This window comes from Hydrogenophaga intermedia (genome assembly GCF_023715105.1).
Classification (GTDB): Bacteria; Pseudomonadota; Gammaproteobacteria; order Burkholderiales; family Burkholderiaceae_C; genus Hydrogenophaga; species Hydrogenophaga intermedia_A.
In genome coordinates this window covers 128,036-149,438 of the sequence record NZ_JAMBNO010000008.1, presented here as the reverse complement: position 1 = coordinate 149,438, position 21,403 = coordinate 128,036, and the positions used below count along the sequence as shown (strand labels likewise).

The window sequence follows — 21,403 nt, the reverse complement described above, 5'->3', positions numbered from 1 at the left end:
CCCTCAAGCCACCGCGGTGCGCAGGCCAGGCTTCAGGCGTCGGCCCTGGTTCCACCACACCAGGGCCACCAGCAGCAGCGCAGGCAGGTAGAACCAGTGCGTCGAAGGACGCTCTGACGGCACCAGGACCTCCTTCACGTCCCAACCCTGCTCGAAGCCGGACTTGGCCGCACGCGAGCCGAACTTGATGGCGCCGATCTGCATCTGGTCTCCCAGCGGCACGAGTTGCAGGCCTGCATCGGCCAGGCGCTTGCGACCATCAGGGCCCGCGTCGCCGAGTTGCACTGCAACGGTCTTGGTGATGTCGTCACCTTCAATCGTCATGCCCTGGATCACCATCACCACTCGGTCGTTGGCGGGCCGATCGCGCGCCACGTCGAACACCTGGGCTGGCGACACACTCTGGTTGGGAGCGTAGAGCCGGTCCATGAAGGCGTCGGGGCGAAACAGCAGCACAACCGCCACGGCCAGCAGCACGGTCTCCCACCAGCGGTTCTTCACACGGAACCAGAACATGGTGACCGCCGCGAACACCAGCGTGGCCAGCGTGCAAGCCGCAATCACGCGGATGAGTTCGCCCCAGCCATGCACGTCGATCAGCAGCAGTTGCGGGTTGAAGATCCAGATGAAGGGCAGGATCACGGTGCGCAGCGCATAGACAGCGCCCTGCACGCCGGTCTTGATGGAGTCTTCGCCCGAAATGGCCGACGCCGCGAATGTCGCCAGCCCCACCGGAGGCGTGATGTCACCCATGATCCCGTAGTAGAAGACGAACAGGTGCACCGCGATCAGCGGAATGATCAGGCCGCTCTGCGCACCGAGCTCCACCACCACTGGGGCCATCAGCGTAGCCACCAGCACGTAGTTGGCCGTGGTGGGCACGCCCAGGCCGAGCACAAGGCAGACGAAGGCGATGAAGAGCAGCATCGCCATCACGTTGCCCTGCGCCACGAACTCCACGAACTCCGTCATTCGCAGGCCCAGGCCGGTGAGCGTGATGGCCCCCACGATGACACCCGCAGTGGCCGTGGCCACGCCGATGCCGATCATGTTGCGCGAGCCGTCGGTAAAGCCACTCACGACCGAATCGAAGCCCGCCTTCCAGGCGCCGGGCGCCGGGACACCCCGGAACAAGGCGATCAAAGGCCCTTGCGTGAGCATCAGCACCACCAGCGTGACCACAGCCCAGAAGGCCGAGAGCGCGGGCGACATGACCTCGACCATCAGGCACCAGATCAGCACCGCGATCGGCATGATGTAGTGCAGGCCGGCGCGCACCGTGGGCCAGGTCTGCAGCGGCTTGGGGTTCTCGATGTCGATGTCGTCCGGCAGATCGGGGCTGCGCGCGGCCTGCTGCACCGAGAACAGGTACAGGCCCAGCACCACCGCGCCCACCGCGTAGGGCGCGACCGCACCGAGCGCGGCCTTGAGGCCCAGGATCAGGTAGTAGATCGCGCACACCACGGCGATGCTGCCGCTGATGCCGATCAGGTTGCGCATCAGCCGCACGCGCCAGGGCTTGGGTGCGACGTTCACGATCGGGTTCATGCCGAGCTTGAGCGCCTCCAGGTGCACGATGTAGAGCAGGCCGATGTAGGAGAGCGTGGCCGGCAGGAAGGCGTGCTTGACGATCTCGGCGTACGGTATGCCCACGTACTCGACCATCAGGAACGCGGCGGCGCCCATGACGGGCGGCATGATCTGGCCGTTGACCGAACTCATGGTCTCGATGGCACCGGCCTTGATGCCGCCGTAGCCCGCTTTCTTCATGAGCGGGATGGTGAAGATGCCGCCCGAGACGACGTTGGACACCGAGCTGCCGGAGATCATGCCGTTGAGTGCCGACGACACCACCGCCACCTTGGCCGGGCCGCCGCGCAGGTGGCCCAGCGCCGCAAAGCTCACCTGCATCATGTAGTTGCCACCGCCCGCGCGATCGAGCAGCGCACCGAACAGCACGTAGACGAAGATGGTTCCGGCCGACACGCCGAGCGCGATGCCGAACACACCCTCGGTGGTGAGCCACATGTGCGACAGCAACCTGTTGAGCGAAGCGCCCTTGTGCGCCAGCACGTCCGGCAGGAAGGGCCCGAGCATGCTGTAGGCGATGAAGATCGCCGCCAGTGCGGCCATCGGCCAACCCACGGCGCGGCGTGTGGCCTCCAGCAGCAGCACCAGGCCGATGGTGGCCACCACGATGTCCGTCGTGTTGGGCTGGCCGGGGCGCGTGGCCAGCTCGGCGTAGAAGAGCATCAGGTAGGCCGCCGCGAAGGCGCCCGCCAGCGCGAGCACCCAGTCGACCACCGGCACGTGCTTGCGGGGCGACCACTTGAAGGCCGGCCATGCCAGGAAGGCCAGGAAAAGCGCGAACGCCAGGTGGATGGCGCGCGCCTCGGTGTCATTGAGGATGCCGAAGCCCAGCTCGAAGGGCAGCGGCGAGGCGTACCAGAACTGGAACAAGGCCCACAACAGGGCCGCTGTGAAGATGATGCCGGCCGTGATGCCGGTGGGCTTGCGCCCGCCGGTGTCGCTGTCGGCCACGAGTTGTTGCAGCGCTTCCGGGGCTTTTTCGATGTCGGTGCTCATGGTGGTGCGCTCCGGGGAAAGAAACGGGATCGGTCAAAAAAAATGGCGAAGCCTGCCTTCGCCATGTTGGAGAGATGGGGCCCTTCCACCAGGGGATGGGCCCCGCTCATCACTTGATCCAGCCTTTTTCCTTGTAGTAGCGGGCAGCGCCTTCGTGCAGCGGCGCGCTCAGACCGTCCTTGACCATGCCCTCGGGCGTCAGGTTGGCCAGCGCCGGGTGCAGCTTCTTGAACTCGTCAAAGTTGTCGAACACTGCCTTGACCACCTGGTACACCGTGTCTGCCGGCGTCTTGGTGGAGGCCACCACGGTGGCGGTCACGCCATAGGTGGTGGTGGGTTGCGGGTTGTTGGGGTACAGGCCACCGGCCAGCGTGACCTTGGCGTAATAGGGCTTCTCGGCAACCAGCTTGTCCACGGCCGGGCCGGTGATGGACACGAGCTTGGCGCCGCACGAGGTGGTCGGATCTTGGATGTTGGCGCTGGGGTGGCCCACAGCGTAGAAGAAACCGTCGATCTTGCCGTCGCACAGCGCCGGGCCATGTTCGTCGGCCTTCAGTTCGGACGCCAACGAGAAATCGGACAATTTCCAGCCCATGGCGCCCAGCAGCTCTTCCATCGAGGAGCGCGTGCCCGAGCCCGGGTTGCCGACGTTGAAGCGCTTGCCCTTGAAGTCTTCGAATTTGGTGATGTTCGCTTCCTTGCGGGCGACCACCGTGAAGGGCTCGGGGTGCACGGCAAACACCGCGCGCAGATCACCGTAGGCACCGGCGTCCTTGAACTGGCCCACACCCTTCGTGGCGTTGAACTGCACGTCGGACTGCGCAAAGCCCAGGTCGAGCTCGCCGGCCTTGATGGTGTTGACGTTGAACACCGAGCCGCCAGTGGACTCCACCGAGCAGCGAATGTTGTGCTTGGCGCGGTCCTTGTTCACCAGACGGCAGATGGCGCCGCCGGCAGCGTAGTAGACGCCGGTCACGCCACCGGTGCCGATGGTCATGAACTTCGCTTGCGCAAAGGCCGGTGCGGCGGGTGCCATCAACGCGGCCGATGCGGCCACGGCGCTGAGGCAGGCGGTGAGTTTCTTCATGGTGTGTTCTCCTGCAGGTCACTGGTGGTTGGGAAAGCGTCGGGCCCTTGTGGGGCCCATGTGCGCAGGGGGTGAATGCTAAAGCAAGCCAGGCCGCCCCCTCGTCGCAGCAAGCGGGGGTTTACCCCGGCAGAGTATGCAAAGGCCGCATGGGATCAGGCCGCGGCCAAGGCCACGCCGGCCAGTGTCCGATCGATGGCGCGCTGCAGGCGCTGCACGATCTGGCCCAGCTCGTCGGGCGTGCTGATGAAGGGCGGCGCGAGCAGCACGTGGTCGCCGCAGCGGCCGTCGACCGTGCCGCCCATGGGGTAGACCATCAGGCCCTCGGCCATGGCGGCGCGCTTGATGCGTGCGTGCAGCTTGAGGGCCGGGTCGAACCACTGCTTGCTGGCGCGGTCTGCCACCAGCTCCACGCCCCAGAACAGCCCGCGGCCCCGGATGTCGCCGACGTGCGGGTGCGCGCCAAACGCGTCTTGCAAAAGGCCTTGCAACGTGCGGCCGCGTTCGCGCACCTGCGCCAGCAGGCCGTCGCGCTGGATGACGCGCTGCACCGCCAGCGCTGCGGCGCAGGCCACCGCATGGCCCAGGTAGGTGTGGCCGTGCTGGAACAGGCCACTGCCCTGTCGGAAGGCGTCCACCAGCTTCGCCTGCGCCAGCACCGCGCCGATGGGCTGGTAACCGCCGCCCAGGCCCTTGGCGATGGTGAGCAGGTCGGGCACCACGCTGTCCTGCTCGCAGGCGTGCAGCGTGCCGGTTCGGCCCATGCCGCACATCACTTCGTCGAGGATCAGCAGGATGCCGTGGCGGTCGCACAGCGCGCGGATGGCCTTGAAGTAGCCCGGCACCGGCGTCAGCACGCCAGCGGTGGCGCCGCCCACGGTTTCCGCGACGAAGGCGATCACGTTCTCGCCGCCCAGACGCTCGATGGTGGCCTCCAGCTCGGCCACCAGACGCTGGCCGTACTGTTCCGGCGTTTCATCGGCACGTTTGTCGCGGTACTCGTAGCAGGGTGAGACGTGCTCGACATCGATCAGCAGCGGCTTGAACTGCTCGCGCCGCCAGGCGTTGCCACCCACCGCCAGCGCACCCAAGGTGTTGCCGTGGTAGCTCTGGCGCCGCGCGATGAAGTGCTTGCGTTGCGGCTGGCCGATCTCCACGAAGTACTGGCGCGCCATCTTGAGCGCGGCCTCCACGGCCTCGGAACCACCGCTTACGAAGTACACGTTGCTCATGCCCGCGGGCGCGGTGTCGATCAGGGTGTCGGCCAGTTCTTCGGCCACGGCGGTGGTGAAGAAGCTGGTGTGCGCGTAGGCCAGTTGATCGATCTGCGCGTGCATGGCCGCGATCACATCGGGGTGGCCATGCCCCAGGCACGACACCGCGGCACCGCCCGAGGCGTCGAGGTAGGACTTGCCCTGGCTGTCGGTGATCGTGATGCCCTGACCGCTCACGGCAAAGGGCATTTCCTGGTGAAGGTGGCGGTGGAAGACGCGGGTGGCTTGCATGGCGGCATGCGTTGGGGTGAGGAGCCGCCAGTCTAGGCACCTGGCCCGCCTGTGAACATGCTTTTGTGAGCCCGCCCCATGCCGCCAGGTTATGTGCCGCACCACTGGCCCATGAGTTCCGGGCATGGGCCGCCGTGCGATCTGCATGTGCGCACGCCCGGGTTAACCCCTAGAGTTGCGCACCATGCACAACCCCCCTGCCCTGACCCTGAACCGCCCTCGACGCGTCGCCGTGCTCGGGGCCGGCATCGTCGGCCTGGCCACCGCCTGGCAACTCCAGCGCGACGGTTTCGAGGTGATCGTGATCGACCAGCGGCGCCCGGGCGAGGGAGCCAGCCTGGCCAATGGCGCGCAGCTCAGCTACGCCTACGTACAGCCGCTGGCCGACCCCTCCATCTGGGCCCAGTTGCCCAAGCTGCTGCTGTCGCGGGAGTCGCCGTTCTCCCTGCGGCTGAGGCTGGACCCACAGCAATGGGCCTGGGGCCTGCGGTTCCTGGCTGCCTGCCGCGCGGATGTGTCCGCACGCAGCACGGCCCGGCTGCTGGCCCTGGCCGAGGAAAGCCGCGACGTGCTGCAGCGCCTGCTGGCCGACACCCGGGCCGATTGCGACCACCAACGCAGCGGCAAGCTCGTGATGTACGGCAGCGAAGCTGCCTTTGCCGCCGCCCGCCGTCAGCTTGAATTGCAACGCGTGCTCGGCGGCGCCGAACAGCACGCGCTCACGCTGGCCGAGTGCCTGAAGATCGAACCCGCGCTGGCAGGCAGCGCAGCGCGCCATGTGGGGGGCATCCACACGCCCGGGGAGTGCGCGGCCGACTGCGCGCGTCTGTGCGATGCGTTGCACGGTGTGCTGCAGGCGCGCGGTGTGCGCTTCGTGCTGGGCGACGCGGTGGGTGCGCTGCGCCGCGAAGGCGAGCGACTGGTGGCCGTGCAGGCGGGCGGGCACTGGATCGAGGCGGACGCCTTCGTGGCGGCCTTGGGCAGCGGGGTGGCGGGCTTTGCGAGCCGGCTCGGTGTGTCGGTGCCGGTGTATCCGCTCAAGGGCTACAGCCTCACGCTGGGTGTGCCCGAGGCCGGCGGGCTGGCGCCGGCCGTGAGCGTCACCGACGCACAGCGCAAGGTGGTCTTTGCACGCCTGGGCTCGCGCTTGCGCGTCGCCGGCCTGGCCGAACTGGCCGGCCACGATGCCCGCATCGACCCCGCGCGCGTCGCGCAGTTGCGCCGTGCCGCCAGCGAGGTGTTCCCGCTGGCCATGAGCGGCAACGACGTGCAGGCCTGGGCCGGCCTGCGCCCGGCCACACCCACCGGCGTGCCCATCCTGGGTCAGGTGCAGGGTGCACCGGAAAACCTGCTGTTCAACGCCGGGCATGGCGCACTTGGTTTCACGCTCGCCGCGGGCAGTGCGCAACGCGTGTCGCACCTGCTGCAAGGTGCCGTGGGTGGCCCGCGCGGGCTGGAGAACCGGACGCCCGCGGGGCTCAGCCGATCTGCTGCAGGGCTTGCTGCACACAGCGCGTGAAGCTGCGCGCCACCACCGAGTGCGGGCGCGCCGTCGGGCGCAGCATGTGCACGGTGGTGGCGATCGCCGGCTCCAGCGGCAGTACGTCCACCTTCGTCGGGTCGGCCGAGGCCGCGGTGCAGCCCTCCACCAGCGCCACGCCCACACCATGGTGCGCCAGCGCCAGCGCCACGTGGTAGGTCTGCACCGTCATCACCGGCTGCAGGCCCAGGTTGTGGTCGCGCAGGGTGTGGGCCAGCTGCAGGCCAAGCGGGTCCTGACCGTCGAGCGCAATCACGGGCAGTCGGGCCAGCTGCGCCCAGCCGATGCTGCCGGCCTTGAGCGCGCGCGGCGGCAACAGGCCTTTGGGCAGCACCGCCATCACCCGCCGCTCGGCCAGTCGCTCCTGCGCCAATGCCGGGTGTGAGGCGGCGCTGAACACATAGCCGAGATCGGCCTCCTGCAGCACGAGCGAGGAGACGATCTGCACCGAATGCTGCGCCTGGTGGTGCACCAGCACCTCGGGATGCTTCTCACGGAACAACCGCATCGCACGGGGAAATACCTCGTGGCTCAGCCCCAGCACGGTCAGCACGCGCAACTCGCCCTGGCTGCGCCCGGCCTTGAGGTTGCCGGCCAGGCGTTGCACCTCATCGAGTTGGGCGAACAAACGCTCGATGTGTGGGTACAGCGTCTGCGCCTCGGCCGTGGGCACCAGGCGCCCACCCGCGCGCTGGAACAGCGGGAAGCCCAGCTGCAGCTCGGCGTGCTGCAGTGTGCGGCTCACCGCCGGCTGCGTCACGTTGATCATGCGGGCCGCCGCACTCACGCTGCCGGTGAGCATGACGGCGTTGAAGACCTCGATGTGGCGTAGGCGCATGGGCCGCTATTGTGCGGCGCCCGTTGCGGTCGGTGACGCGGGCGGCATCGACGCATCGCGGCGATGGAACACACGAGCGAACCACAGTGCCACGTCATCCACGATGGTGAACACCGCCGGGATCACGAGCAGGCTCAGGAACGTCGAGGTGATGAGGCCGCCGATGACGGCCACCGCCATGGGCGAGCGAAAGCTCCCATCGGCTGCGCCCCAACCGACGGCGATCGGCAACATGCCCGCGCCCATGGCGATGGTGGTCATCACGATCGGGCGAGCACGCTTGTGGCACGCATCGAGGATCGCGTCGAGCCGCGACATCCCGTGCTGGCGCCGCGCCTCGATCGCGTACTCCACCAGCAGGATCGAGTTCTTGGTCGCCACGCCCATGAGCATGATCAGGCCGATCAGCGAGGGCATGGAAAAACTCTTGTTGGTGAGCAACAACGCCACGAAGGCCCCGCCGAGCGACAGCGGCAGCGCCGCGAGAATGGTGAACGGGTGCAGGAAGGCCTTGAAGAGCAGCACCAGCACGATGTAGATGCACAGCACGCCGGTGAGCATGGCCAGCGCGAAGCTCGCGAACAACTCGCCCTGCACTTCCGCGTCGCCGATCTCCAGCACCGACACGCCGGGCGGCAGGTTGCGCAGGCTTGGCAGCTTGTCCACCGCGTTCTTCATGTCGCCCAGCGCAATGCCCGCAAGTTCGACCTCGAAGTTGATGTTGCGCGCGCGGTCGTAGCGATCGATCACGGCCGGGCCGCCACCGAACTCGAGCGAGGCCACGTGCTCCAGCATCACCGGACCCTTGGCGCCCGGCACGGCCAGGCGGCGCAGCACGTCCAGGTCCTGGCGCGCACCGATGTCGAGTTTCACCACGATCGGCACCTGCCGCTGCGGCAGGTTCATCTTGGGCAGCGCGTTGTCGTAGTCGCCCACGGTGGCGATGCGCAGCGTCTCGGCGATGGCCGAACTGGTGACGCCGAGTTCGGCGGCGCGCGCCAGATCGGGTGTGACGATGATCTCGGTGCGCACCAGCGCCGCGGTGGACTGGATGCTGCCCACGCCGCGGATGGTGCGCAGGTCGCGCTCGACCTCGCGCGCTGCGGTTGCCATCGCGTTGGCATCGGTGCCGGTGAGCGTGAGGATGTATTTCTCACCCGAGCCGCCCAGGCCCACCTTGCTGCGCACGCCGGGCAGATTGGACATGGCGGCGCGAATCTGGTTCTCGATGCCCTGCTTGCGTGGGCGCTCGCCACGCGGGGCGAGCTGGATGGTGAGCGCGGCCTTGCGCGATTCGGCCGCGCCCTGCGGCGCGAACGGGTCGGTGCCCGCGGTGCCCGAGCCGATGGTGGTGTAGACCGACTTCACGTGCGGCACCGCGGCCACGAGCTGGCGCGCGCGTTCGGCGGTGGCCACGGTCTGCTCCAGCGTCGCGCCCGGCGGCAGTTCCAGATAGACCTGGGTCTGCGAGTTGTCGTCGGGCGGGATGAAGCCTTGCGGCAGCAGCGGAATGAGCATCAGCGAGCCGACAAAGAACAGGCCCGCGCCCAGGCTCGTGATCCAGCGGTGGCGGATGCACCAGCGTGCCCAGTTCTGGTAGCGGTCCAGCCAGGCCGGTTCCTCCTGGTTCTGCGACCAGCGCCACATGGCTCGCGTGAGCGGGTTGGTGTCCATCCAGCGTGGGATGTCCTTCTGCACGAAGGGCTTGAGCAGGTAGGCCGCCATCATGGGCGTGAGCGCGCGCGCCACCACCAGCGAGGCGAACACCGCAAGGGAGGCCGTCCAGCCGAACTGCTTGAAGAACTTGCCCGGAATGCCCGCCATGAAGGCCGTGGGCAGGAACACCGCGATCAGCGTGAAGGTGGTGGCGATCACCGCCAGCCCGATCTCGTCGGCCGCTTCCATGGCGGCCTGGTACGGCGTCTTGCCCATGCGCATGTGGCGCACGATGTTTTCCACCTCCACGATGGCGTCGTCGACCAGGATGCCGATCACCAGCGACATGGCCAGCAGCGTGACCACGTTGATGGTGAAGCCCAGGTAGTGCATGCCGATGAAGGCCGGGATGGCGGAGAGCGGCAGCGCCACCGCCGAAACCACGGTGGCGCGGAAATCACGCAGGAACAGCCACACCACCAGCACCGCAAGAAGGGCGCCCTCGTAGAGCAGCGTCATCGAGGCGTCGAACTCTTCCTTCACCGGCGTGACGAAATCGAAGGACTCGGTGATCTGCAGATCCGGCCGCGCCGCCTGCAGCGCCTTGAGCTTCGCACGCACGCCGTCGCCCACCTCGATCTCACTCGCACCGCGGCTGCGCGCCACTTCGAAGCCGACCACCGGCTTGCCGTCCAGGAAGGCCGCGGCCGTGGGTTCGGCCACGGTGTCGCGCACGGTGGCGATCTGGTCCAGACGAACACGCCGGCCGTCGCTGAGTGCCACCTCCATGCCCGCCAGCGCCTCGGCCGACGCCAGTTGCGAGAGCGTGCGCAGCGGCTGCTGGCTGCCGCCCAGGTCCACCCGGCCGCCCGCGCTTTCGATCTGCACCTTGGCAAGCTGGCGCGAAATGTCGGTGGCGGTGGTGCCCAGGGCCTGCAGCTTGAGCGGGTCGAGCAGCACCTGCACCTCGCGGTCCACACCGCCCACGCGGTTGACGGCGCCCACGCCGGACACCGACAGCAGCAGCTTGGACACGTCGTTGTCCACGAACCAGGACAGCGCCTCGGTGTCCATCTTGTCGGACGCCACGGTGTAGGCCAGCACCGCGCCGCCGGCGAGCTCGACCTTGTTGACGATCGGATCGCGCAGATCCGTGGGCAGGTCGCTGCGGACCTTGGCCACGGCCGAGCGCACATCGTCCAGCGCTTCCTGCGTGTCCTTCTCGATCCGGAACTCGGCGGTCAGCGAGACCGTGCCGTCCTGCACCTTGGTGTAGATGTGCTTCAAGCCCTGCAGCGAGGCCAGGCTGTTCTCGATGATGCGCGCGACGTCGTTCTCGAGCTGGTTTGGCGAGGCTCCCGGCAGCGACGCGACCACGGTGATGGTGGGCAGGTCCAGATCCGGAAAGTTCTGCACCTTCATCTGCTGGAAGGAGAACAGCCCCGCCAGCGTGAGCATGACGAACAGCATCGCCGCCGGAATCGGGTTGCGGATGGACCAGGCGGAGACGTTCATGGGACGACTTTCACCAGATCGCCCTGGTTGAGGAAGCCCGCGCCCTGCACCGCCACGCGTTCGCCGCTCCTGAGGCCGCCGACGATTTCCACCCGCTCGCCGACACGGCGCCCGGTCTGCACCTTGCGCTGGTCGGCCTGGCCTTGCGCATCGATCACGAACACGAACGTGTGGCCATCGCGCACCACCACCGAGGCGCTGGCCACGGTGAGTGCCTCGGCCTGACCGAGGTCGAAGGCACCGCGCGCGAAAGTGCCGGCCTTGAGCTCGGCCTGGCGCGGCAGGTCCACGAACACCAGGATGTTGCGGGTCTGCGGGTTGGCGGCCGGGGCGATGGCGCGCACCTTGCCCTCGACCTCGCGCCCGGTGGCGGCCGTCACGCGCACCACCTGGCCGACCTTCACGCGATCGACTTCGCTCGGCGTGACCTCGCCGCGCCATTCGAGCCGGCCCTGGCGCACCAGTCGGAACAGCTCCTGCCCGGCGCCCACCACCGCACCCACGGTGGCCGTGCGCGCCGAGATCACGCCGTCGTCGGGCGCCAGCACGCGCGTGTTGCCCAGGCGCACCTCGGTGGCGCTCAACGCGGCCTTGGCGGCCTCCCATTGCGCGAAGGCCACTTTCTCCTGCGTGAGGTACTGCGCCACCTGCGACGGCGACAGTGCGCCGGTGTTCTCGATGGCGCGCGCGCGGTCGGCGTCGGCCTTGGCGTTGAGGTAGCTGGCCTCGGCCTGCATCAGGCTGGCACGCGCCTGCAGGCTGTCGGCCTGCGTGGTCTCGCGCACGAACTCGGCCAGCACCTGGCCCTTGCGCACCGCGTCACCCACGTTCACGTTCACGCTGGACAGGCGCAGCCCGTTGACCTCGGCGCCCACGCTGGCTTCCTGCCAGGCGGCGATGTCGCCGGTGGCCTGCAGCCGCACCGGCAGCGCCTCGCGCAGTGGCTCGGCCACGGTGACGGTGAGTGCAGGACGCGGGGCTTCAGTGGTCGCAGCCGCGGAGGGTGCGGGGGCTTCATCGGCGGGGCGCAGCAGCCACACGGCCAGCAGCACGAGGGCCACCAGGGCAAGCGCGGCGAGCGGCCAGAACCAGCGACGTCGGGGTTCGGTGTTGGCGTTCATCGGGCGTTCATCGGGGTTGGTTCGCAACGTTGTTCGACGCGTTGTTCGGGTCGTCGGTGTTCATGGCATCGGCCGTGGCTGCCGGGTCGAAGCCACCGCCGAGGGCGACGTAGAGCTCAAGCCAGGCGTTCAGGCGCTCCTGCTGCAGCGCCACCACACTGCTGTCGGCGTTGAGCTTGAGCCGGCGGGCCTCCTCCAGCTCGTTCAGGTTGGCAAACCCCACGCGGTAGCGCGCCTCGGTGGCCTCGAACGAGCGGTTGTAGCCGGCCTGGGCGGCCTCGGTGGACATCAGCCGCTCGCTCAGGCCGGAGAGCGTCACCAGCGACTGCTCGACTTCGGATACGGCCCGGCGCAGCGTGCTGGCGTAGGTGCTGGCGGCCGCCTCGTAGCGAGCCTGCGCGCTGTCGGCGCTGGCGCGCAAGGCATCGCGCCCCAGCAGCGGCAGGCTCAAGGTGATGGGGCCGATCGACCAGGAGTTGGCGGTGAACTGCAGCCCGCCACCCGAGAAGCGGTTGCGCAACACGCTGCCCTGCAGCGTGAGACCCGGTCGCAGGGCGGCGCGCGCCACGCCCACGTCATCGCTGGCGGCCACCAGTTCGCGCTGCGCGCGGTACACATCGGGCCGTTGGCGCAGCACCTCGGCGGGCACCGCATTGACCCCCAGCAGGCGGTCCAGTCGGCCGGAGGCGAGCCAGGCGTTCAGATCAGGCGCGCCGTCAAGCTGCGCGCGCACCTGCGCTTCGGGCTGCGCGGTGAGCGCGGCAATGGCCTTGATCTGGCGCTCGCACTGCGCCTGCTGGTTGCGCCAGCGCGCATCGCCTTCGGCGGCGCTGGCGCGCGCCAGTGCCGCCACCGCCGGCGCGGTGAGGCCGGCGCGTTCGGTCACCGCGTTGCTGTCGGCCGTCACGCGGCGCGAGTCGCGATCGCGCAGGACGACGACCAGTTGCTCGCGGCACAAACGTTGGCCGAAATAGGCCTGCGCCACCTCGGCGGCGACCAGCACCCGGGCCTCGTGCCAGCGAGCACCGGCCGCGTCCTGTTGCGCCTGCGCGCTGCCCACGCGGGCGCTGCTTTCGCCCCACAGGCCCACGGCCCAGGAAGCCTGAACGCCCGCGCTCAGCGTGGTACCGAGCGGGGTGGTGGTGTCGGTGATGCCGCGGCTGGCGATGGCCACGGCGCTCGCCTGCGGCCTGCCCTGTGCCTCGGCGCCGGCCAACGCGGCGCGCGCCGCGAACACCTGGGCCCGCGCGCTGGCGATGTCGGGGCTGCCGCGCTGTGCGCGTGCGATCCAGTCGCTGAGCACGGGGTCGTCGAAGCGGGCCCACCAGTCGCCCAGGGCCTCGGTGCTGCCCTGGTGCGGCAATGGTGGTGCGGCCCAGCGTTCGGGCAGCTCAACGGCGAGATCGGTCGGTGGACGGGCCACGCTGCACGCGGCCAGCACGGCGCTGGCAGGCAGCGCCACAAGCATTCGCTTCATGGTGGAAGCAGGGGCCTTCCCTGCGGCTTGTTCTCGGGGATTGCAGCGCCAGACTCTAGTCGAACCTCAGACCTGAACATTTCATTTCGTTTCAGGCACGTAACGTCCTTTGCGCGCAATGTCCATGCAGGCTCATCAACCGGACACATGCCCCGGTTGTCAGGCCCGCTTCACGCGGAACCAGGCCGCGTACATCGCCGGCAGCGCCAGCAGCGTGAGCACGGTGGCCACGATCAGGCCACCCATGATGGCTACCGCCATCGGCCCCCAGAAGACGCTGCGCGAGAGCGGGATCATGGCCAACACCGCGGCCGCTGCTGTGAGCACGATGGGGCGCATGCGGCGCACCGCGGCTTCCACGATGGCGTCCCAGGCCGGCACGCCGCGCGCGCGGTCCTGTTCGATCTGGTCGATCAGGATCACCGAGTTGCGCTGGATCATGCCCATGAGCGCGATCACGCCGAGCAGCGCCACGAACCCAAACGGGCGGTCGAGCAGCAGCAACGCACCGGCCACCCCCGCCATGCCCATGGGGCCGGTCAGGAACACCAGCATCGAGCGGCTGAAACTCTGCAACTGCACCATGAGCAGCGTGAAGACGATGAACAGCATCAACGGCACACCGGCGGCAATCGACGCCGAACCCTTGCTGCTCTCTTCCACCGCGCCCGCCACCTCGATGCGGTAGGCACTCAGGCCGTCGGCGGCCCAGCGCGCCTGCATCGCCGCCAGCGCGGGTTGCATCTGCGCCGTCACGGTGGCGCCCTGCATGCCCTCCACCACGTCGCTCTGCACGGTGATGGCGTACTCGCGGTTCTCGCGCCACATCACACCCGGCTCCCAGCCAAAGCCCACCTTCACGATCTGCGTGAGCGGGATCGCCTGGCCGCTGGCCGTGGGCAGGTAGGCGTTGGAGAGATCGGTAATGGCGTCGCGCTCGTCGAGCGGCTGGCGCAGCACGATGTCGATCAGCTCGTCACCTTCGCGGTACTGGCCAATGGTGCTGCCCACCAGGATGGTGCGGGCCGCCTGCGCGATGCTGGCGCTGGTGACGCCCAGCGCACGCGCCTTGGCCTGGTCCACCTCAAGGCGGATCTGCTTCACCGACTCGTTCCAGTTGTCGTTGACGCCGCGCGCGTTCGGGTTGGCCGTCATGGTGCGGCGCACTTCGTCGGCCAGGCCACGCAGCACCGCTGGGTCGGGCCCGACGACGCGGAATTGCACCGGGTAAGGCACCGGCGGTCCGTTGGGCAACAGCTTCACGCGGCCGCGCACTTCGGGGAATTCGCTCGCCAGCAGCGCCGGCAGATGCTGGCGGATGCGCTCGCGCGCCCGCAGACTCTCCGGCAACACGATGAGCTGCGCCACGTTGCTCTGCGGAAAGATCTGGTCCAGCGGTAGATAGAAGCGCGGCACACCGGAACCGACCCAGGTGCTCACGCTGCTCACACCGGGCTCGCGCATCAAGCGTTGTTCCACGCGACGCGACACCTCGTCCATGGCGCGCACGCTGCTGCCCTCGGGCAACCAGATATCCACCAGGATCTCGGGTCGGCTCGAATCGGGGAAGAACTGCTGCTGCACCTTGCCCATGCCTGCCACGCCAAGCACGAAGGTGAGGATGGTCGCGCCGATGGTGATCCACCGGTGCTCCACGCACCAGTCCACCGCGCGTCGAAAGCGCACGTAGAACGGGCCGTCGAACACCTCGTGCGGTTCCCCCTCGGCCTTCGGCTTGATCTTCAGCAGCTTCACGCCCAGGTAAGGCACGAACATCACCGCCACCACCCACGAAATCAGCAAGGCGATCACCGTCACCGCGAAGATCGCAAAGGTGTATTCACCCGTCACGGATTGCGCCAGGCCGATCGGCAGGAAGCCAGCGGCCGTGATCAGCGTGCCGGTGAGCATGGGCATGGCGGTCGCGTCCCAGGTGAAGGTGGCCGCGCGCACCATGTCGTAGCCCTCTTCCAGCTTTCGCACCATCATCTCCACCGCGATGATGGCGTCGTCCACCAGCAGGCCGAGCGCGATGATGAGCGAGCCCAGCGAGATCTTGTGCAGGCCGATGTCGTAGTGGTTCATCACCAGAAAGGTGATGGCCAGCACCAGCGGGATGGTGATGAACACCACGAGGCCGGGGCGCGTGTCGAGCACGTAGCGCCGCAGTCCGGTACCGCCCGGGCGGCGGTGCAGGCCCAGCGCCAGGAAGCTCACCACGAGCACGATCACCACCGCCTCGATCAGCACCTTCACGAACTCGTTGACCGAGCGCGACACCGCGGCGGGCTGGTCCTGCACCTGCACCAGATGCATGCCCACGGGCAGCAGACTTTCGGCCTGCGCCACCGCCTGTTGCAAGGCCTTGCCCAGGCGGATGATGTCGCCGCCCTCGGCCATCGAGATGCCAAGCGCGATCGCGTCCTGTCCGTCGTGGCGCACCAGCACCTCGGGCGGGTCGATGCTGGCGCGGTGGATGTCGGCGATGTCGCCCAGGCGGATCACGCGGCCGTTGCCACCACGGATCGGCATGGCGCGCAGGTCGTCCACCGAGTTGAAGCTGCCGTCCACACGCACCTGCACCACGTCCAGCGGCGTCTGCACCGCACCGGCCGATGCCATGGCGTTTTGCTGGCCGAGCTGGTCGAGCACCTGGTTCAGGTCGAGCCCGAGCGTGGCCAGGCGCTTCTGCGAGACCTCCACATAGACCTTCTCTGCCTGCACGCCGAAGAGCTCGACCTTGGCCACATCGGGCACGCTCAGGAGGCGTTGGCGCACGTCTTCGGCCACGTTCTTGCGTTCGGCGTCGCTGAAGCCCTGGCCCTGCAGCGCGTAGATCACGCCATAGACGTCGCCGAAGTCGTCGTTGAAGAACGGCCCCACCACACCCGCGGGCAACTGGGCGCGCATGTCGCCCACCTTTTTGCGAACCGTGTACCAGAGATCCTCCACCTCGGCCGATGGCGACGAGTCGGCGAGCTGGAAGATGATGAGCGCCTCACCGGGCTTGGTGTAGGTGCGGATCTTGTCGGCGTAAGGCACCTCCTGCAGCGTGCGCTCGATGCGGTCGGCCACCTGGTCGGCCACCTGCTGCGCCGTGGCGCCAGGCCAGAACACCCGCACCACCATGGCGCGGAAGGTGAACGGCGGGTCCTCGTCCTGCCCGAGCTGGAAGTACGAGGCGATGCCGAACAGCATGAGCACCACCATGAGGTAGCGCGTGAAGGCCGGGTGGTCGAGCGCCCAGCGCGAGAGGTTGAAGCGCGAGGCCCAGCCCGCGGGTTCGGTGTGGGTGTCCTGCATGGTCAGTTCGCCGCGAAACGGACGACCTTCTGGCCATCGCTGAGCACGTGGCCGCCCGCGGCCACCACCTCGTCACCGGGCTGCAGCCCGGCGGCGATGACGACGCGGTTGCCATCGGCACCGGCCACCTGCACCGCCCGCGTGCGCACCGTGCCGCTGCCGGCGTCGAACACCCACACCATGCTGCCCTTGCGATCGCCCTCGGTGGATTGCTGGATCGCGCTGGTGGGCAGCGTGATCGCGGCCACGCCGCTGGCCGGCGTCTGCAGCGTCACGTAGGCGGTGGCGCCCAATGGCAGCGCAGCGTCGGCCGGCAGCGCGAGTTTCACAAGAAAGGTGCGCGTGGCCGGGTCGGCGCTCGCGGCCACCTCGCGCACCGTGCCTTCGATCGGCGTCACGCCGGGGGCGCCAGCCCACGGCCGCACCGTGGCGGGCGTGCCCGGTCGCACCAAGGCCAGCCGGTCCTCGGGCACCGCGAAAACCACGTCGCGCGGGCCGTCCTTGGCCAGCACCACCACCGGCGTGCCGGCGCTCACCACCTGCCCCACCTCGGCCTGCACCGCGGTCACCACACCTGGGGCGTCGGCCACCAGGCGCGCGTAGGCGGTCTGGTTGCCTTGCACCGAACTCTGCGCCTGGGCCTGCTTCAGGCTGGCTTCGGCCGCATCCAGCGCGGCCTGGCGGCGGTCGATCTCGGCGCCGCTCACGAAGCCCTGCGCCAACAGGTTCTTGAAACGCTCCAGGTCGGCGCGCGCCAGGTCGCGCTGGGTGCGTGCGGCGGCCACCGCCGCCTGCGCGGCCTGGCTGGACAGCGCGAGGTCCTGCGCGTCCAGCCGCGCGAGCAACTGCCCGGGCTTGACGCGCTGGCCCAGTTCGGCCGGGCGCTCCAGCAATTTGCCGCCGACGCGAAAACCCAGGCGCGATTCGACCTGTGCGCGCACCTCGCCGGCGTACTCGGCGTTCGCTTCGAGGGCGTCGGGGGCCACGGTGATCAGTTTCACCGAGCGCACCGGCTCGGGCGCGGGCTCGGGCCGCGCGCACGCGGCCAGCAGAACCACCGCGGCTGTGCTCGTCACAATGCGGACAAAATGCGTCGCTTTCATGCGATCAACCCCTTGGATAGGCCGGTTCGGCACCCGGCAAAATTAATGACTGACCGGTTAGTAAGCGAAATTCTAGTGCATACCCCCGCCAGCCCCAGCACCACCCATCCGGACGGCGCGGCCCCGCCGGTGCCGATGCAGCCGCAGGACAACACAGCGGTGGCCGCGGGCCATGCAAGCGCCACGCCCACCGGCGTCGCACCCGCGGCCTTCGGTGCTTCGGTCGATCACTACGAGAACTTTCCTGTCGCCTCCTGGCTGTGCCCGGCACCGCTGCGCCCGGCCGTGGCCGCCATCTACCGTTTCGCCCGCCTGGCCGACGACATGGCCGACGAAGGCCCGCACAGCGCCAGCGAACGCCTGACCGAACTGGCCGCGTACCGTGCCGAACTCGACGCTGCGCTGCAAGGCCGCCACGCCGCACGCTGGCCCCAGGTGTTCAACCCGCTGGCCCAGGCCGTGCAACGCCACGTGCTCGACCCGGCGCTGCTGCACGCCCTGCTCGACGCCTTCGAGCAAGACGTGCGCCACACCGACAGCGGCCACCGCTACGCCGACCTGCCCGAGCTGCTGGACTACTGCGCGCGTTCGGCCAATCCCATCGGCCGCCTGCTGCTGCAGCTGTGGAACGTGCGCCACGACGAGGCGCTCGAGCGCAGCGACCGCATCTGCAGCGCGCTGCAACTCATCAACTTCTGGCAGGACTTGAGCCGCGACCTGCCGCGCGGGCGCATCTACCTGCCGACCAACGTGCTGCGCCGCCACGGGGCGCGGGTGGACGACTTCCTGCCCGGCGCCACCAGCCGCGACCGCGAGCGCAACGCCGTGGTGGCCGAGTTGTGCGCACACGCGCGCGGCCTGATGCAGATGGGTGCGCCCCTGGTGCACGAGGTCGGCGGGCGCGCCGGCTGGGAACTGCGTCTGGTGGTGCAAGGCGGCCTGCGCGTGCTCGATCGCATCGCCGCCATCGAGCACCGCAGCTGGGCGCAGCGGGTCACGGTCGACAAGGCCGACCTGCCGCTGCTGGCGTGGCGCGCGCTCTGGATGTGAAAGCCGCTCAGCCCCCGGCTCGCTGCGGCTGCTTCGCCGGTGCCGCCCGTGGCATGCGCCGTAACGGTTGCTCCAGCGGCGGCGGCAGCACCAGGTCGGCCAGCGTCACGGCGTCCAGCTTGGCCAGGTAGGCGCCCAGCGCGTCGGCCAGCACGTGCTTGAGGCCGCACAGGCCCGCGATGCGGCACTGGTTCGCGGCAGCGTCGAAGCATTCCACGAGGTTGAAGTCGGTCTCGGTCTGGCGCACCACCTCGCCCAGCACGATCTGCTCGGCCGGCACCAGCAGACGCAGCCCGCCGCCGCGCCCACGGGTGGTCTCCAGGTAGCCCAGCGCCGATAGCGTCATCACGATCTTGGTGAGGTGGCTGCGGGAGATGCCGTGCGCCTCGGCTATCTCGCTGATCGTGACCGGCTGCTCACGCTGTTGGTGCACCGCGCAGTACATCAGCACGCGCAGGCTGTAGTCGGTCCATTGGGTCAGGCGCATCGGTGGGGCGAGCGCGCCAGGCGCGCCGACAAAAGGTTCATCTGTCGTGCATTTTAGTGGTTCAATAGATGAACATTGAATGAATCTTTAAAGGAGCCCGTCATGACACTGACTGTCGACACCGAACGCACACCCGACCTCGCCACCCAGAGCCTCGGCCACATTGCCGTCCACCGCCCAGGCGCCACGGCCATCCTGCGCCGCCACAAGCTCGATTTCTGCTGCGGCGGCCAGGTCAGCCTGGCCGATGCGGCGGCACAGAAAGGCCTTGCGCTGGACGCTCTGGTGGACGAGCTCGAAGCCCTGCCGCAGGGCAACACGGCCCCCGATGCGCGCACGCCATCGGAGATGATCGAACACATCCTGACGCGCTACCACGCGGTGCACCGCGAGCAATTGCCCGAGCTCGCCCGCATGGCGCGCCGCGTGGAGGCCGTGCACCGCGACCACCCCGCCGTGCCGCGCGGCCTGGCCGAGCTGATCGAGACCATCGAACAGGAGATGCTCACGCATATGGCCAAGGAGGAGATGGTCCTGTTCCCTGCCCTCGAACGCGGTGGCCACCCGATGGTGGGTGGGCCGATCACCGTGATGCGCGACGAACATACCGAGCATGGTGCGCAGCTTGAACGCCTGGCGCAACTCACGAACGACCACACCCCACCGACCGACGCCTGCAACACCTGGCGTGCGCTCTACGCCGGCACGCGCCAGCTCACCGACGACCTGATCGCGCACATCCACCTCGAGAACAACGTGCTGTTCCCGATGTTCGAGCAAGGCTGCGGCAGCGCGGACGGTTGCGGTTGCGCATGACGGCGCATCGCGCAGACGACCCGGCAGCACAGGCCACCCACCTGATGCAGCAGGCACTGGCCAGCGGCATGCGCCCGCTGCGCCTGCGCGGGCGCGAACTGCTGCCCGTGGTGCAAGGCGGCATGGGTGTGTGCGTGTCGGCCTCGGGCCTGGCCGGCAGCGTCGCCGGGCATGGCGCACTGGGCGTGGTCTCTGCCGTGGACTTGCGTCGCCTGCACCCCGACCTGATGGCGCAGACCGCACACCTCACAAAGGAAACCGACGCCCGCGCCCGCATCGACGCCGCCAACCTGGAGGCGCTGCGGCGCGAGATCGCCCGCGCCCGTGCACTTTCGGGCGGGCGAGGCATGCTCGGCGTCAACGTGATGAAAGCGGTCTCGGCCTACGAGCCGCTGGTGCGCGCGGCGCTGGCCAGCGGCATCGACGCTGTGGTGGTGGGTGCCGGCCTGCCGCTCGATCTGCCCGACCTCGCACGCGATCACCCGCAGGCCGCGCTGATCCCCATCCTTTCCGACGCGCGCGGCGTGCAACTGCTGCTGCGCAAATGGGAGCGCAAGGGCCGCCTGCCCGATGCCATCGTGATCGAACACCCGCGCCTGGCCGGCGGCCACCTGGGTGCCGCGCGCGTGGCGGACCTCACCGACGCGCGGTTCGACTTCGAACAGGTGCTGCCCGCCGTGCGTGCAATGCTCAAAGACATGGCCGTCGAATCCGAGGTGGCGCTCATTGCCGCTGGCGGCATGCACGGACCCCGCGACGTGCTGCGCATGCAGGCCCTGGGGGCCGACGCGGTGCAGCTCGGCACGGCCTTTGCCGTCACGCGCGAGTGCGACGCCGACGCGCACTTCAAACAGGTGCTTGCCGGCGCACAACCACAGGACATCGTGGAGTTCACCAGCGTGGCCGGCCTGCCCGCACGCGCGGTGCGCACGCCCTGGCTCGACAAGTACCTGCGCGTCGAAGCCAAGCTGAAGGCCGCCGCGCATCCCAAGCGGCGCTGCAACATGGCCTTCGACTGCCTGAGCGTGTGCGGCCTGCGCGACGGCATCGCCGAGATCGGCCAGTTCTGCATCGACCAGCAACTCGGCCACGCCATGACCGGTGACGTGCAACGCGGTCTGTTCTTCCGCGGCGCCGGTCCCCTGCCCTTCGGCCGCGAAATCCGGCCCGTGGCGGACCTGCTGCGCTGGATGGTGGGCAGCCCCCTGCCTGCGTGAAACCGGCCTGAGCCTGAAACCGGGCCGCAACCGCCCGGAAACCCCGCCCTTGGGCGGGGCACTTGCGTCCCCATATGCTTCTTTCCTGCCCCGGGTTCGCCG

At 68.9% G+C, this 21,403-nt stretch carries 14 protein-coding genes; 4 read left to right on the top strand and 10 right to left on the bottom strand.

Annotated features, from left to right (window positions below; translation table 11 throughout):
* Positions 1-3 precede the first annotated feature (3 nt).
* The 3 genes from M3149_RS09435 to M3149_RS09425 form a co-directional block, all read right to left on the bottom strand.
* Positions 4-2,586 carry a TRAP transporter permease gene (locus M3149_RS09435; RefSeq protein ID WP_251709051.1) on the bottom strand — a complete coding sequence of 861 codons (2,583 nt, stop codon included), beginning with the start codon at positions 2,584-2,586 and terminating at the stop codon, positions 4-6.
* Positions 2,587-2,695: 109 nt separating this feature from the next.
* The gene (locus M3149_RS09430) at positions 2,696-3,673 is read right to left on the bottom strand and encodes a TAXI family TRAP transporter solute-binding subunit (RefSeq protein ID WP_251709050.1); all 978 of its coding nucleotides are present in this window, start codon (positions 3,671-3,673) and stop codon (positions 2,696-2,698) included.
* A gap of 155 nt (positions 3,674-3,828) precedes the next feature.
* The gene (locus tag M3149_RS09425) at positions 3,829-5,178 is read right to left on the bottom strand and encodes an aspartate aminotransferase family protein (RefSeq protein ID WP_251709049.1); all 1,350 of its coding nucleotides are present in this window, start codon (positions 5,176-5,178) and stop codon (positions 3,829-3,831) included.
* 184 nt (positions 5,179-5,362) lie between these two features.
* Here M3149_RS09425 and M3149_RS09420 point away from each other — a divergent pair, with 184 nt between their 5' ends.
* Positions 5,363-6,697: a D-amino acid dehydrogenase gene (locus M3149_RS09420; protein ID WP_251709048.1), complete on the top strand. Its 1,335-nt coding sequence runs from the start codon at positions 5,363-5,365 to the stop codon at positions 6,695-6,697.
* Here M3149_RS09420 and M3149_RS09415 read toward each other — a convergent pair.
* From M3149_RS09415 to M3149_RS09390, 6 genes are all read right to left on the bottom strand, one after another.
* Positions 6,657-7,556: a LysR family transcriptional regulator gene (locus M3149_RS09415; RefSeq protein WP_251709047.1), complete on the bottom strand. Its 900-nt coding sequence runs from the start codon at positions 7,554-7,556 to the stop codon at positions 6,657-6,659. The genes M3149_RS09420 and M3149_RS09415 overlap by 41 nt on opposite strands.
* 6 nt (positions 7,557-7,562) lie before the next feature.
* On the bottom strand, positions 7,563-10,727 hold the full coding sequence (locus tag M3149_RS09410; RefSeq protein ID WP_251709046.1) for an efflux RND transporter permease subunit: 3,165 nt from the start codon (positions 10,725-10,727) through the stop codon (positions 7,563-7,565).
* Positions 10,724-11,848: an efflux RND transporter periplasmic adaptor subunit gene (locus M3149_RS09405; RefSeq protein WP_251709045.1), complete on the bottom strand. Its 1,125-nt coding sequence runs from the start codon at positions 11,846-11,848 to the stop codon at positions 10,724-10,726. Before M3149_RS09405 ends, M3149_RS09410 begins: the two co-directional genes overlap by 4 nt.
* 7 nt (positions 11,849-11,855) lie before the next feature.
* Positions 11,856-13,325, bottom strand: a complete 1,470-nt coding sequence (locus M3149_RS09400) for an efflux transporter outer membrane subunit (protein ID WP_251709044.1) — start codon at positions 13,323-13,325, stop codon at positions 11,856-11,858.
* Positions 13,326-13,484: 159 nt separating this feature from the next.
* The gene (locus tag M3149_RS09395; RefSeq protein WP_251709043.1) at positions 13,485-16,628 is read right to left on the bottom strand and encodes an efflux RND transporter permease subunit; all 3,144 of its coding nucleotides are present in this window, start codon (positions 16,626-16,628) and stop codon (positions 13,485-13,487) included.
* A 2-nt stretch (positions 16,629-16,630) separates the two neighbouring features.
* Positions 16,631-17,731: an efflux RND transporter periplasmic adaptor subunit gene (locus M3149_RS09390; protein WP_251709042.1), complete on the bottom strand. Its 1,101-nt coding sequence runs from the start codon at positions 17,729-17,731 to the stop codon at positions 16,631-16,633.
* Between the two features lie 135 nt (positions 17,732-17,866).
* Between M3149_RS09390 and hpnC the strand changes: the two genes are divergently transcribed.
* Positions 17,867-18,781 carry a squalene synthase HpnC gene (hpnC, locus tag M3149_RS09385; RefSeq protein ID WP_435370734.1) on the top strand — a complete coding sequence of 305 codons (915 nt, stop codon included), beginning with the start codon at positions 17,867-17,869 and terminating at the stop codon, positions 18,779-18,781.
* Between the two features lie 7 nt (positions 18,782-18,788).
* On the opposite strand, the gene M3149_RS09380 is transcribed toward hpnC, so the two are convergent.
* Positions 18,789-19,268, bottom strand: a complete 480-nt coding sequence (locus M3149_RS09380) for an RrF2 family transcriptional regulator (RefSeq protein WP_251709040.1) — start codon at positions 19,266-19,268, stop codon at positions 18,789-18,791.
* Positions 19,269-19,370: 102 nt separating this feature from the next.
* Here M3149_RS09380 and ytfE point away from each other — a divergent pair, with 102 nt between their 5' ends.
* On the top strand, positions 19,371-20,084 hold the full coding sequence (ytfE, locus tag M3149_RS09375; RefSeq protein WP_251709039.1) for an iron-sulfur cluster repair protein YtfE: 714 nt from the start codon (positions 19,371-19,373) through the stop codon (positions 20,082-20,084).
* The gene (locus M3149_RS09370; RefSeq protein WP_251709038.1) at positions 20,081-21,301 is read left to right on the top strand and encodes an NAD(P)H-dependent flavin oxidoreductase; all 1,221 of its coding nucleotides are present in this window, start codon (positions 20,081-20,083) and stop codon (positions 21,299-21,301) included. The genes ytfE and M3149_RS09370 overlap by 4 nt, the downstream gene beginning before the upstream one ends.
* Positions 21,302-21,403 lie beyond the last annotated feature (102 nt).

Bases quoted from the DNA above. Each gene is read 5' to 3' on its own strand.
- M3149_RS09420 (WP_251709048.1), top strand. From the start codon at position 5,363: ATGCACAACCCCCCTGCCCTGACCCTGAACCGCCCTCGACGCGTCGCC.
- M3149_RS09405 (WP_251709045.1), bottom strand. From the start codon at position 11,848: ATGAACGCCAACACCGAACCCCGACGTCGCTGGTTCTGGCCGCTCGCC.
- M3149_RS09400 (WP_251709044.1), bottom strand. From the start codon at position 13,325: ATGAAGCGAATGCTTGTGGCGCTGCCTGCCAGCGCCGTGCTGGCCGCG.
- hpnC (WP_435370734.1), top strand. From the start codon at position 17,867: ATGCAGCCGCAGGACAACACAGCGGTGGCCGCGGGCCATGCAAGCGCC.
- M3149_RS09390 (WP_251709042.1), bottom strand. From the start codon at position 17,731: ATGAAAGCGACGCATTTTGTCCGCATTGTGACGAGCACAGCCGCGGTG.
- M3149_RS09370 (WP_251709038.1), top strand. From the start codon at position 20,081: ATGACGGCGCATCGCGCAGACGACCCGGCAGCACAGGCCACCCACCTG.
- M3149_RS09415 (WP_251709047.1), bottom strand. From the start codon at position 7,556: ATGCGCCTACGCCACATCGAGGTCTTCAACGCCGTCATGCTCACCGGC.
- M3149_RS09395 (WP_251709043.1), bottom strand. From the start codon at position 16,628: ATGCAGGACACCCACACCGAACCCGCGGGCTGGGCCTCGCGCTTCAAC.
- M3149_RS09410 (WP_251709046.1), bottom strand. From the start codon at position 10,727: ATGAACGTCTCCGCCTGGTCCATCCGCAACCCGATTCCGGCGGCGATG.
- M3149_RS09435 (WP_251709051.1), bottom strand. From the start codon at position 2,586: ATGAGCACCGACATCGAAAAAGCCCCGGAAGCGCTGCAACAACTCGTG.
- M3149_RS09425 (WP_251709049.1), bottom strand. From the start codon at position 5,178: ATGCAAGCCACCCGCGTCTTCCACCGCCACCTTCACCAGGAAATGCCC.
- M3149_RS09430 (WP_251709050.1), bottom strand. From the start codon at position 3,673: ATGAAGAAACTCACCGCCTGCCTCAGCGCCGTGGCCGCATCGGCCGCG.
- ytfE (WP_251709039.1), top strand. From the start codon at position 19,371: ATGACACTGACTGTCGACACCGAACGCACACCCGACCTCGCCACCCAG.
- M3149_RS09380 (WP_251709040.1), bottom strand. From the start codon at position 19,268: ATGCGCCTGACCCAATGGACCGACTACAGCCTGCGCGTGCTGATGTAC.